General features: G+C 61.3%; 12 protein-coding genes. 5 read left to right on the forward strand and 7 right to left on the reverse strand.

Features of this window, described 5'->3' with window-relative positions; translation table 11 throughout:
* Positions 1-52: 52 nt before the first annotated feature.
* Positions 53-745 carry a GntR family transcriptional regulator gene (locus tag ACR0JN_RS16570; RefSeq protein WP_480816430.1) on the reverse strand — a complete coding sequence of 231 codons (693 nt, stop codon included), beginning with the start codon at positions 743-745 and terminating at the stop codon, positions 53-55.
* 142 nt (positions 746-887) lie between these two features.
* On the opposite strand from ACR0JN_RS16570, the gene ACR0JN_RS16575 reads away from it, so the two are divergent.
* Genes ACR0JN_RS16575 through ACR0JN_RS16585 form a run of 3 tightly spaced genes read left to right on the forward strand, consistent with a single transcriptional unit; the run spans position 888 to position 4,067 of the window.
* Positions 888-1,973, forward strand: coding sequence for a TRAP transporter substrate-binding protein (locus tag ACR0JN_RS16575; protein WP_480887263.1), 1,086 nt, complete (start codon positions 888-890; stop codon positions 1,971-1,973).
* A 50-nt stretch (positions 1,974-2,023) separates the two neighbouring features.
* The gene (locus ACR0JN_RS16580; protein WP_480816432.1) at positions 2,024-2,524 is read left to right on the forward strand and encodes a TRAP transporter small permease subunit; all 501 of its coding nucleotides are present in this window, start codon (positions 2,024-2,026) and stop codon (positions 2,522-2,524) included.
* On the forward strand, positions 2,517-4,067 hold the full coding sequence (locus ACR0JN_RS16585; RefSeq protein ID WP_480887264.1) for a TRAP transporter large permease: 1,551 nt from the start codon (positions 2,517-2,519) through the stop codon (positions 4,065-4,067). Before ACR0JN_RS16580 ends, ACR0JN_RS16585 begins: the two co-directional genes overlap by 8 nt.
* On the opposite strand, the gene ACR0JN_RS16590 is transcribed toward ACR0JN_RS16585, so the two are convergent.
* The gene (locus tag ACR0JN_RS16590; protein ID WP_480887266.1) at positions 4,064-4,960 is read right to left on the reverse strand and encodes a LysR family transcriptional regulator; all 897 of its coding nucleotides are present in this window, start codon (positions 4,958-4,960) and stop codon (positions 4,064-4,066) included. The two genes, ACR0JN_RS16585 and ACR0JN_RS16590, sit on opposite strands and share 4 nt — an antisense overlap.
* Positions 4,961-5,175: 215 nt before the next feature.
* Between ACR0JN_RS16590 and ACR0JN_RS16595 the strand changes: the two genes are divergently transcribed.
* Positions 5,176-5,688 (forward strand): YybH family protein, encoded by a 513-nt coding sequence (locus ACR0JN_RS16595; protein ID WP_480887268.1) that lies wholly within the window; start codon positions 5,176-5,178, stop codon positions 5,686-5,688.
* 50 nt (positions 5,689-5,738) lie between these two features.
* Here the strand turns inward: ACR0JN_RS16595 and ACR0JN_RS16600 are convergent, their stop codons facing one another.
* From ACR0JN_RS16600 to ACR0JN_RS16620, 5 genes are read right to left on the reverse strand one after another with little or no spacing between them, the layout of a single operon-like run.
* Positions 5,739-6,842, reverse strand: a complete 1,104-nt coding sequence (locus ACR0JN_RS16600; protein ID WP_480887270.1) for an N-acetylglucosamine-6-phosphate deacetylase — start codon at positions 6,840-6,842, stop codon at positions 5,739-5,741.
* A 10-nt stretch (positions 6,843-6,852) separates the two neighbouring features.
* Positions 6,853-8,118 carry a class II D-tagatose-bisphosphate aldolase non-catalytic subunit gene (locus ACR0JN_RS16605; protein WP_480887272.1) on the reverse strand — a complete coding sequence of 422 codons (1,266 nt, stop codon included), beginning with the start codon at positions 8,116-8,118 and terminating at the stop codon, positions 6,853-6,855.
* Positions 8,119-8,122: 4 nt separating this feature from the next.
* Positions 8,123-9,064: an ROK family protein gene (locus ACR0JN_RS16610; protein WP_480887275.1), complete on the reverse strand. Its 942-nt coding sequence runs from the start codon at positions 9,062-9,064 to the stop codon at positions 8,123-8,125.
* Positions 9,045-10,130: an SIS domain-containing protein gene (locus ACR0JN_RS16615; protein ID WP_480887277.1), complete on the reverse strand. Its 1,086-nt coding sequence runs from the start codon at positions 10,128-10,130 to the stop codon at positions 9,045-9,047. Before ACR0JN_RS16615 ends, ACR0JN_RS16610 begins: the two co-directional genes overlap by 20 nt.
* A gap of 3 nt (positions 10,131-10,133) precedes the next feature.
* Complete coding sequence (locus ACR0JN_RS16620) at positions 10,134-11,012, reverse strand: DeoR/GlpR family DNA-binding transcription regulator (protein ID WP_480887279.1); 879 nt, start codon at positions 11,010-11,012, stop codon at positions 10,134-10,136.
* Between the two features lie 187 nt (positions 11,013-11,199).
* On the opposite strand from ACR0JN_RS16620, the gene ACR0JN_RS16625 reads away from it, so the two are divergent.
* Complete coding sequence (locus ACR0JN_RS16625; protein ID WP_480887282.1) at positions 11,200-12,477, forward strand: ABC transporter substrate-binding protein; 1,278 nt, start codon at positions 11,200-11,202, stop codon at positions 12,475-12,477.
* Positions 12,478-12,511: the final 34 nt, after the last annotated feature.

The following is a 12,511-nucleotide window of genomic DNA, read 5'->3' on the forward strand; positions in this document are numbered from 1 at the left end:
ACGTGCCGTGCGTCGAAGTTGGATCGAGCGACGGCCAGGGGCAACTGGCGGTTCAGTTCGCCCTCGCCGCCAACTGATACCCCGGCTTCGCGATAGCTCGAACCATGGTGATCGGGGCCCCGTTGATCCATGTGGTGCGCTCCATGACAAACAGGGCTTCGCCGACATCCGAGGCCAACAACTCGGCCTCTTGCTGCGTGGCGTTCTTGGCCAGAAACCGCACCTCGCAATCGCTGTAGGGACGGTTCAATACAAGCCATTCATTGGCGCTTTGGCGGCTCAGATCGACGTCCAGGATTTCTGGTGTCGTTGCGTGGACGATCCACCGGTCTTCGAAGAAATAGGGCTGTTTGTCCGCCATGTGCAGCGCCTCGACATGCAGCATCTCGGTCGGTTCGGCCAGACCAAAGGCCGACGCGATGCGCGGCGGAGAGACGCGGATTTCGCGCGAGACCAGAAAGTAGCTGTAGTCCTTTCCGGCGGCCTCGATTTCAAGTCGGGTGATGGGGATGTCAAACGTGGTCCGCGTGATCGGGTGCAGCGTGATGGTCGTGCCGCCCTTTCGGCGGCGATCGACGGTGCCGCTTTGGGCCAGATCCAGCATGGCGCGCTGCACGGTGGTTCTGGAGCACGCGAATTCCTCGGCCAGGTCCTGATCATTGGGAAGTTTCGCGCCCGGAAGCAATTCTCGATCCAGCACCCGGCGCTTGATCTCATCCCGTATGTCCATCCAGTTGCTGCTCATCGTCCGTGGTTCCGGTTCGCTCTTAATAGGTTTAACCGCTGTCAATCGTCGGGGCGGTTAAATTTAAATTGACTCAATTATTATGTGCATGCTTAAAAGTTTTTAGCAATGATTTAATAATTTCAAAAACCGGGAGGATACAATGAAACGCAGAGACTTTGTGACCGCAGGTGTTCTGGGCGCTGCCGCCACCTCGCTTGCGGCCCCAGCCGTGGCGCAGGACATTCGCCAATGGAACATGGTCACGGCCTGGCCCAAAAACCTACCCGGACCTGGTGTTGCGGCGCAGATGCTGGCTGATCGGATCACCACCCTGTCGGGCGGCCGGTTGGAGATCAAGCTCCATGCGGCAGGGGAACTGGTGCCGGGGCGCGGTGTGTTTGATGCGGTGTCCGAAGGCACGGCCGAGCTGTATCACGCGGTGCCCGCCTATTGGGGGTCAAAGTCGAAAGGCATTCTGTTGTTCGGCTCGCAACCCTTTGGCCTGCGCGCGGATGAGCAGTTTGGTTGGCTCTATCATGGGGGCGGGCAGGCGCTGTATGATGAGATTTACGCCCGCTTCAACCTCAAGCCGTTCCTGTGCGGCAACTCGGGCCCGCAATGGCAGGGCTGGTTCCGGGATGAGATCCAGTCGCTGGACGATCTGAAGGGCCTCAAGTTCCGTACCACCGGGCTTGCATCTGAGATGTGTTCGAAAATCGGGATGGCAGTGCAGGCGATGGGGCCGCGCGACATGTTCCAGGGACTCCAAACCGGAGCGCTGGACGCGGGTGAGTTCATCGGCCCGTGGACCGACAGCGCCGTGGGTTTCCAGCAGGTCGCCAAGAACTACTACTGGCCCGGTGTGGGTGAGCCGTCTTCGGCCGAGGAATGCGCCGTCAATGCCACCGCCTATGCCGAGCTGCCCGATGATCTGAAGCAGGCGGTCAGCTTTGCCTGCGAGAGCCTCTATAATCCGGTCTGGACGGAATACACTACCAAACACGCGCAGGCCCTTACCCGGCTGGTGGCCGTAGAGGGCGTGCAGGTGCGCGAGTTGCCCGACGATGTCATTCAGGCCATGGGCGTCGCTGCGATCGAGATCATGGAGGAGCTGTCGCAGGACGATGACGAGCTGGTGCGCCGGATCACCGACAGCTTCCTGACCTATCGCGACTCGGTCGGATCGTACATGAGCTACGCCGATAACGGTCAAATGAACGCCCGCGCAGGTGTTCTGAACTACTGAGACCTGGCCCGGAGGGCGGCTTCGCCCTCTGGGAAACCCTCGAGGCAAGCGTGCAGCACATCATCAAAACTCTGGACGGCTTCAGTCAGGCGGTCGGGTCGGTCATCCGCTGGCTGGCGCTGGCGATGGTGCTGGTCCAGTTCGCCATCGTTGTCGCCCGCTATGTGTTCGGGTTGAGCGATGTGGCGGTGAACGAATCCGTTCTGTATATGCATTCGACCCTGTTCATGCTGGGTGCCGGGTACACGCTGCTGGTCAATGGCCATGTGCGGGTGGATATCTTCTACAACCGCTTCGGTGAAACCGGGCAGCGCCGGATTGATCTGTTCGGGCACCTGTTCCTGCTGATGCCGACAATGGTCACGGTTCTCTACTGGTCGTGGCCCGCCGTAGTGAATTCGTGGAGCATTCTGGAAGGCCCGATTTCCGTTGGCGGGATCAAGGCGGTGTTCTTCCTGAAAACGCTGATCCCGGCCTTCTGCGTCCTGCTTTTGCTGCAATCCGCGTCCGAGGTGATGCGCATCCTGATCGGAGAAAAACCGCGTGGTTGAATACCTCGATCTGCTGATGTTCGCGGCCCTGATGGTGGCGGTTCTGTCTGGCTTTCCGGTGGCGTTCAGCATCGCCGGAACCGCCATCCTGTTTGCCTTTCTGGGCTGGGGACTGGGGGCGATGAACATCGCGCTGCTCGGGGCGATGTCGCAACGGATCTTCGGGCTTTTGACCAACGGGGTGCTGATTGCTATTCCGCTGTTCGTCCTGATGGGGGCGGTGCTTGAGAAAAGCCGGATTGCCGAGGAAATGTTGGAAACCATGGGCCGGTCTTTCGGCAGCTTGCGCGGGGGGCTGGGCATCTCGGTGGTTCTGGTTGGCATGCTGCTGGCGGCCTCGACTGGGATTGTCGGGGCGACCGTGATCGCCATGGGCCTGATCGCCCTGCCAACCATGTTGCGCGCAGGCTATGATCCGCGGTTGGCGGCGGGCATCGTCTGTGCCTCGGGCACGTTGGGGCAGATCATTCCGCCCTCGACGTTGTTGATCATCCTGTCCGATGTGGTTTCGAACGCCTATCAGCAGGCGCAGTATGAGCAGGGCAAGTTCGCCATCGACACCATCTCGGTCGGCCAGATTTTCGCTGCCGCGCTGTTGCCGGGCCTGACCATGGTGGTGCTGTATATCGTCTACATCCTGATCCGGGGCCTGATCCGCCCCGCCGATGTGCCGGTTCTGGCCGAGACGGGCGAGCGGCTGCCGCTACCCAAGATCCTCTCGGCCATCCTGCCCGCCATTCTTCTGATCCTCGCTGTGCTGGGCGCGATCCTGAGCGGCGTTGCCTCGCCGACCGAGGCGGCCTCGGTCGGGGGCCTCGGCGCGATCCTGATGGCGGCGATCAAAACCGGGGCATCGCGCAAAATCCTGCTGTTGGGCACGGCCAGCCTTGTCCTGCTGGCTGTTGGTGCGGGTCTGTATCCTGTTCGGCTGCAGCGCAGTGATCTTGGAGTTCTGGATTATGCGGTGGGCGGCGGCTACATGCTGCTGACCCTGCTCGGGGCGATTGCCATAGGGGTCGCGGTTAAATCGCTGATCGCCCGGCAAACCCTGCAACCGGCGCTGAATTCGACGCTGACCATGACCTCGATGATCTTTGCCACCATTCTAGCGGCGGGTATATTCTCGCTGGTCTTCATCGGCCTTGGCGGCGAAGAACGCGTGCATGACCTGCTGACCGACCTGCCCGGCGGGCCGACCGGCGCATTGCTGTTCTGCATGCTGTTCGTCTTTGTGCTGGGCTTTTTCCTGGATTTCGTCGAGATCACGGTGATCGTCCTGCCGCTGATCATGCCGGCGCTGATCCTGATGGGGCACGATCCGGTCTGGCTGTCGGTACTGATTGCGATTAACCTGCAAACCTCTTTCCTGACGCCGCCTTTCGGGTTTTCCCTGTTCTACCTGCGCGGGGTCGCCCCGGCAGAGATAAGCACCGGGCAAATCTACGCCGGGGTCGCGCCGTTCATTCTGATCCAGATCCTCGCCGTGGTCGTCATCTGGTTCCTGCCCGGGATCGCGACCTATTTGCCGAAGGTTCTTTTTTAGGCCGCTTTTGAATTCTGCGCACAGACCACGGAAAGCCAGTCCAGAAAGGTTTTGACCTGATCGGACAGGCGGCCTTTGCGGTAGAGGGCGTAGTAACAGGCGGTCCAGTCATGGGGGAAGCTCACTTGTTGTAGACTGCCGTTCAGCAAGTGCTTTCTGACCGTCACTTCGGGGCTGACATGCAGCCCATAGCCCTGCAGCGTGGCTTCAAGCTCGAATTTCGCACCACCCGGATCGACCAGTGTCAGGTCTTCAAGGCAAAACCCTGCATCGCTGACCATTCCTGCGAAGACCGGTCCGCCGATGCTTTGATCCTGAATCCAGGGCAATTCCGCCAGATTGCTGACGCGTGCCAACAGGTCGGGCGTGCCGCACAGCACAAAGGGCGAAGTGAGTAACGGAAGTTGGTTGGCGTTATTCCAGATTTGATTGGGCGCGCCGCCGCGTACTACGATGTCAAACGCATCAAGGTCTGGGTCCTGCGCGTTTTCTTCTGGGGTGAACGAGACCTGAATGCCCGGGTTTTCAGTCCAGAAATCACTGAGCTGCGGCATGATAACCGCGTCGACAAACCGGACGGTGGTTGATACGCGCACGCCACGCGCCGCCTCCTGCGTGGTCACGTCATCAATGCCCTTGGCGATTTGTGCGAAGGCATCATTCAGTATTGCTGCCAGTTTTTCACCCATAGGCGTCAGGGCCAGCCCGCGCCCTTCGCGACGAACCAGAGCAACGCCCAGATCTGTTTCCAGCTTTCGCACCTGCTGGGCAATTGCAGCAGTGGTCACATTCAGCGACCGCGCTGCCGCCGAATAACCCCCCAGACGTCCCGTCGCCTCAAACGCGCGTAGGGTTGTCAGTGCGGGTAGTTTATGCCAGTCGATCAAACTCATTCAGTAGTTTTTCTTAATAATATGAAAACATCCCTGACTCGCATTCCTTCTTATCTACAGGCATTTTGAGAGTACACAGCCGGTTTGCAGAATACAAATCAGTGTTGTGGCTATCTGAAACAGCGGTTGCGTTACCTTTGGCAGCAAGCGTCAGCCAAACGCCGGATTGCAGGGGGGACGGCCGTCGCCAACCGTTGCACATGACGGAGGGAAGGATGAACAAAGGGATCACTCAGTTTGCTGTGCTTGCCGGTTTGGTCGTTGCGACACAGGCACTCTCGGACACAGGGCCGGACACTGCGCTGGCGGCGAAGGCGGCGTATCTCGCTGCGATCAATTCGAACGATGCTGCGCGGTTTCTGGAGACCGTCACCGAGGATATCGTTTTCATCGCCCCCGGCACGCCGATGATGGAAGGCAAGGCCGAGGTCGCGCCCTGGGTGAGCGGCTACTTTGATGCGGTGCAAACTTTCTGGAGCAAGCAATCGCTGGAATTTGTCGTGGCCGATGAATGGGCGTTCGAGCGCTATGTGTTTACCGCCACCGACACACCTTACGGCTGGGGCACGACCACTGTCTCAAAGGGATATGGTATCAATCTTTACCACCGCGACCCGGACGGTGTCTGGCGGGTGGCGCGGGATATCTGGTCGCACGCGGACCCCGACGATGTGCATGCAAGCCTGTCGCCTGCCCTGACCTGTGGCGACTTCAACGGGCCATGCTGATGTCTGAAAGCCTTTCGTAGGACGCATCGGTAACTATTAGCGGCGTCCCCTCAGACTGCTGTGCTGCGCACAACTACACCTTTGATGTGCCCCAGACTATCTAACGGGCTGCCGATGATGGCGGGGCCGTGCAGCCTCATCATTTCGAAGGCGTTTGACGTTGCCATGGGCATGGCTTCTTTTGCAGGTATCCCGATGTGCTTGATCGTCCGCGCCAGCGTGTCTGCCAGGGAAATATGCGCTCCGGCCAATGACCCTTGAGCATTGACGAGCCGCCCATTGTCGACCCGGATGACCTCTCCATACAGTTCGAAGTGGTCCGGCCCGCCAACGGTGGACATCGCGTCCGACACAAGGACCATCCGGTTTGGCATCGGCCGGGCGCGGGTGGCCAGTGCCACCATGTCGTCGCTGACATGATGCCCGTCGGCGATGATGCCGCACCAGACCTCGCTGTTGATTGCAGCTCCGGTGATCATCGGGGCGCGTGAGGTCATCTGGGGCATGCCGTTGAACAGATGTGTGAAGCAGCGCAGCCCTTCCGACAGCGCCCGGCGGGTTTCATCCGCCGTTGCCGCGCTGTGCCCGGCCGAGACAACAACGCCCATGCCGGTCAAACGGGCGATCAGGCCCGGTTCGACGGTTTCAGGGGCCAGCGTCAGAAGAACCGGAACCTTCCGGTTCCGCAGACATTCCAGCACCGACATGGTCTGATCATCGAAAGGCCGGATATGGGCCGGGTTGTGCGTGCCTTTGTGGGCCAGGCTGATATGCGGCCCTTCGATATGAATGCCCAGAACGCCGTTTTGCCCCAACTCGTCAGCAACCGCCTGAGCGGCGCGTTCCATGATTTCGGGGCGGTCGGTGATCACCGTCGGCAGCAGAAACGCTGTGCCATGGGCGTTGTGAGCCTGCGCGATCTGGCGCACACTGTCGCGGGCGGGACTGTTGTTCAGCATCACCCCTCCGCCGCCATTGACCTGCACATCGAACAGGCCCGGCGTGATCAGAGCGTCGATCCGCTCGGTCTGAGCGTCCGGAGGCAGGGCGGCAATCGGCAGGATATCCGCCACAATCCCGCCCTCGCAGGCGAGAACTGTGTCGGTCCGCAGATCTTGCCAGTCAAACAGGGCGGTGGGCAGGAGGTAGCGCATGAAAGACCCCTCAGAAGAAATAGGGGCGCAGCGCCTGCTGAATTTGCGCCAGAATAAGCCCGTCTGCCCAGTCTTCACCTGAGATCCACAGTGCTTCTGCGGTTTCGATGACCGAGGGCGCGAAACACTGCGCCAGCACGGGGTCGGGCGGGCAATCCGGACCGAGTGCCGAGAACAGTGCCGATACGGCCTGCTGCGCTTTGGTGTCGGGCCAGTAGTACCGGATGCGGTCTGCATAGCCGAAATGGCGTTGCAGGCGCAGTTCATCGGCGTTGCCCACATAGTGTTTTTGCCAATGACTGGGGTGATCCAGCATGATCCGGTCCATCTGCTGCATCAGGTTAGGGCCGTCTTTGCCCAGTAGCACGCGCAGGTGATCCAGCGCATAAAGCGCCTGCCGGTAGGCGAACGTCAGCGCCGGACCAACCTTGAGAACGCTAAAATGCCGGGCGGCCAGCGCGGGATAGACGGCGGAGTTCTGGTAGTCGGTCGAATGAGCCTCGAAGCAGATATGCGGTACGTCCGTAAGGGCCTGGGACAGGTGATCGGGTGCGCTGCAGTCGAAATGGTCGATATGGGTCGGCGCAAACTCAAGCCCTGGCTGGACGACCAGCCCGATCACGCGGGGCCAGGCTTGCGCGACACCTGCGGCCTCGAAAGCGGCCTGATGGATCTGCAGGGTCTTGCGGGCATGGGCGGGATCGGTTGGGGTGACGCCCTGCCCCTCTTCATCAGCGCGCGCGCCACCGGGCGGGGGAACCTCGGTGCCGATCACATAGCTCAGGCGGTCGGGATGGGACGCGGCGGCCTCGCATACGGCCGCCAGACGCGCGGCGCGGTCGGCCGAGGTCTGGTCGTTGACCTGCGCGGGCTCACCCGCGCAGCCTTCGGAACAGTCTAGGTGGATCTTGGTGAACCCGGCCTGCACATAGGCGCGCATCAGATCCTCGGCTTTGGCCATCGCGCTGTCGGCGGGTTCGCTGCGCCAGACCTGCGGACCAAGGTGATCGCCACCTAAATGGATCAGGGCGGGGTCGGTCCCGGTTTCCTGCGCAATGCCGTTTACAAAGGCGATGAAATCGGCAGGCTGCATCCCCGTATAGCCACTGAACTGGTTGACCTGGTTGCTGGTCGCTTCGATCAGAATGGGGCGCTGCATGTCTTGTGCCATCAACAGCGAGGCTCGCAGAACGTCAGGCTGCGCCGAACAGACCGAGGCAATGGCAACCGGCGTTCCGGCCCGGTTGCGCGCATTCAGGTCCGAGAAAAAGCTCATAGGGTCAGGTCCTTCCGGGCACTGGGCAGACCAGCAGAGCCGCCCCGCGGGTGCCGCTGCTGTCGCCGAATTTGGGTTTGCGGATGTCTGGTGCGCGCAGGCCCGGCAACGCCGAGGCCGCCAGCGCCCGAGATAGTTTGCGGTCCAGCCCGTCGATCTTGCTGAGCCCGCCGCCCAGCACGATGCAATCGGGGTCGATATGCAGTTGCAGGCTGTGCAGGAGCTCTCCGGCGATATGCAGCCAAACCTCGAAGACCCGCTGCGCGTCGGCGTCGTTTTGCAGGGTGGCGGCGACAATCTGGGGGGCGGTGCGGCGCTGGCCCGTGAGTGTGTCAGACAGCCGCTCCATGCCCGCGCCGGACAGGTAGGTTTCGAAACACCCCTGCCGCCCACAGCCGCAAGGCAGGAGCGGTAAGCCGTATTGAGCCACCAGCGGGGCGGGCAGGGATGCGTGGCCGATCTCGCCCGCCAGCGCGTTCGGGCCGGGCAGCAACCTGCCGTCAATCACAACGCCGCCGCCAAGACCGGTGCCCAGGATCAGGCCAAAGACCGTGTGATGGCCCTCTCCTGCGCCGCCAATCGCTTCGGACAAGGCGAAGCACTTGCAATCATTGGCCAGCCGTATCGTGCCGCCGCTGCGGGCCTTCAGGTCGGCGCCCAGAGGCTTGCCGTTGGCGGGTAGGTTGGCGGTGACTGAATGGCCTGTGGCCGAGTCGATCAGACCCGGAATGCCGACACCCACCGGAAGGTCACGGTGCTGCGCTTCGGATCGCAACCACGCGACCTCGGCACCAAGCGTGTCGAGCAGATCGGCGTAACTGTCCCGGGGCGTGGCGACACGGCGCGAGGCGAGGTGGGTCAGGTCGCCATCAAACAGCGTCGCCTCGATCTTGGTGCCGCCAAGATCAATGCCGCCGCACACCGCTTCAGACATAGAGGCGGACATGGCTGACCACCCGGCTGAGGTTGCCGCCTTCGAACGGGTTATCCACGTTCAGGCCCAGCGACTTGGACCACGCGACCGACAGCATCTGCGCCACCAGCACATAAAGTGCGGTGTTCCAGACATCCGGCAGGCCTGTGGACAGGCTCAGGTCCGGGACGGCTCCGTGAGTGGGATCGCCGATGCTGAGGGTGCGTGTGGCGGGGAACTGGCTGCGCAGTTCGGCCACGATGTCGTCGTCATATTTGCGGGTCAGCGGGTCCGACGACAGGAACACGAACACTGTCGTTTCGTCATCGGTGATTGCCTTGGGGCCGTGACGGAAGCCCAGCGTACTGTCCCAAGCCGTCACCACCTGACCCGCAGCCAGTTCCAGAACCTTCAGCGCGGATTCCCGCGCGGTGCCCAGATACGGCCCCGAGCCCAGAAACACCGCGCGCGCCGGGCGTGGCAGGCTCGGCGCGTCTTGTAACAAACCGCGCGCGGCGTCAGCAAGAGTGGTGAGGTTGGCGGAAATCGCGGCCTCCTCGGTGCCCGACAAACAGGCCAGCGCGGTCAGCAACATGGTGGTATAGCTGGAGGTCATCGCAAAGCCCTGATCGTGGCAGGCGTCGGGCAGCACGATCACCTTTTGCTCACCCGGTCCCGGGTGGGCGCGCGTGGCCAGCGCGCTGTTGGCGTTGCAGGTGATATTCAGCCGGTCCGCCGCCGGGCAGTCCCGGTCCAGCAAATCCAGCGTGCCCAAGGTCTCGGAACTGTTGCCGGACCGGCCAAAGGACACGACCAGCGGGCGCAGCCCCGGTTTCAGATAATCCGCCGGACGCGCCACCAGATCGGTCGAGGGCACGGTGCGGACCGGGATGCCCAGCAGCCCGTCCAGATAGACGCTCAGCGCATCGCCGATAAAGGCCGAGGTTCCCGCCCCCGTCAGCCAGATCACATCCGGCTTGCACGCGGCGATCCAGCCCGAGATGTCCGCCGCAATACCGGGCAGGATGTGCGACCAAGCCCGCCAGATATCCGGCTGTGCGGCAATTTCCGTTTCGGTTGCCCAGATATTAACGCTCATGAATTACGTCCGTTCTTTTGATGGTGTTGCCGCAGCTTCTGGAATGTCGGCGAGGTAGAGCCTGACATTCCTGCTGCGCAGGTCCTGTTGCATGTCAGCCGGCATCGAGCTGTCCGAAACGATGGCGTCCACCTGAGACAGATCGCAGATGCGGTGCAGTTTGGTGGGGCCGAACTTGCTGGCGTCGGCCAGCACGATCACCCGGCGGCTGGCGCGGATCATGGCGCGGTTCAGATGCGCCTCGTCCTCGCTGAAGGTCGACAGGCCAAGCGCCGGGTCCACCCGGTCAGCACCCAGCAGGACGGTGTCGAACGACATGGTTTCCAGCGTGGTTTCGACCAGCCGTCCGCTCAGCGACATGGCGTTCTGGCGCAACACGCCGCCGGTCAGCATCAACTGATGCTGCGGGCAATCGTGCAGCGCCAACATCAGGTTCAGCCCGGTGGTCATCAGGTTCTTGGAGGGCGCGTGCCGCAGATGTTCGCCGAGGAATTGTACGGTCGATCCGGAATCGAGCAGGATCGACTGGTCGTCCGAAATCAACTCAGCTGCTAGGGCGGCCACGGCGCGTTTCGCCCGTTTGTTGACCACTTCCTTGTCTTGGATCGTGGGTTCGATCTCGGCGCTGCTGCCGCTGTCCTGCGCGGCCAGCGCCATGGCCACGGCAATGCGCAGATCGGGTAGGCCCTTGAAGCCGTAGCGGCGGCCAAACCGGATCAGGCTGGGTTCGCTCACGCCAATGGTTTCTGACAATTCGCGCAGAGGCTGGCGGATGAACTGGGTCGGATTAGCCAGCAGGAACTCGGCCACATTGCGCAGGGCGCGCGACAATTCCGGCATGTCGCGTTCGATCTGGTTCAGAATGTCAGCCTTGTCAGCCAAATGAGTGTCCTTCATGCCTTGCGATATATCAGCAAAACTACATTACTGGAACTCAGAGAGAAAACAACTCCCAATTCTGAGCCAGAAAAGTAGGTAAAATTCAAGAAATGTTGCAAAACTACATTTCGGGCCGTAAGGTTCGATTCGAAATCGCCGTCTCTGGCGCAACCTTGAGGGAGGAATTCTTGTGTCTCACATCAAACTTTCCGGCTTGAGCCTGATCGCCAGCCTGACCGCTAGCGTGGCGTTTGCGGAAACCGAAATCACGTATTGGTCGTTCTGGAACGAGCCCGAGCCGCAGGCGCAGGTTCTGAAAGCGTTGATGGACGAATACAGTGCGGCAAACCCTGATGTAACGTTCAACGTGGTGTGGAATGGACGCCAGAACCAGACAACTGTGCGGAACGCGCTGGCCGGTGGCACAAGCATTGACCTGATGGATGCGGACATGGATGGCCTGAACGGTGGTCTGGTTGGGCAGGGCGCGGCGGTTGCGCTGGACGGTCTGGTCGCGGCAGAATCCTCCGATGGCGGCACCGTAGGCGCGGCGATCTACCCCGCGCTGTTGGCCAACGCCGAGCTTAACGGCTCGGTCGGGCAGATGCCTTACGCCTTCTATACCTATCAGATTTTCTACAACGCTGCCCAATTGCGCGACGCCGGTGTGACCGAGACCCCCTCTACCTGGGCACAATATGTGGACGCCATGAAGGCGGTTCAGGCCAGCGGCGTGAACGCGATTGCGGTGGAAAGCGATATCGCGTTCTACAACATCAACTGGTTCAACTACCTGCTGGCACGCATCGCAGGCCCCGATTTCGTGCTGAAAGCGGCCGAGGACAAAACCGGCGAAACATGGCGCGACCCCGCCGTCCGTCAGGCGCTGGAGCTTGAGGCAGCCCTGTGGGCCGATGGTCTGATCCCCGAGGAAAGCAAAGGCTATCAATGGCCCGCCGGTCAGCAGACTCTGGCCTTTGGCGAAACCGCGACCGAACTGGTCGGCTCGTGGCTGCCCATCGAACTGGCCGATCAGGTCGAAGAGGGCTTTGAATGGGGTGCGATGAATTTCCCCATGGTCGAAGGCGGCAAGGGAGATGTGAACGACACCATCATCTATGCGGTCAGCTTTGCCATCCCGGAAGGTGCAGAAGATGCCGAGGCCGCGCAGGACTTCATCAAATTTGCGCTCAGCAAATCAGCACAGCAGAAGATGGCGGATGATGCGTTGATTGGTGTGGCCAATGCCTCGGTCGAATGGGCCGACGTGATCGCGGACAGCCGCGAAGCGGTGGCCAATGCGACCAGCCTGTTGTCCGAGAATCTGGGCCTCAAGGTTGCCTATGCGGATTATTCCAGCAACATCTATGAGGCGATGCACAACAAGGTGTTCCTGGGTCAGATCACCGTTGACGAGTTCATCGACGGCATGGTCGAGCAAACCAAAGGCTATTGGGAAAACCGCTGATTTCAGCATCTGACCGGCCCTGACACCGGGGCCG

Source organism: Ruegeria sp. G12, from assembly GCF_056533565.1.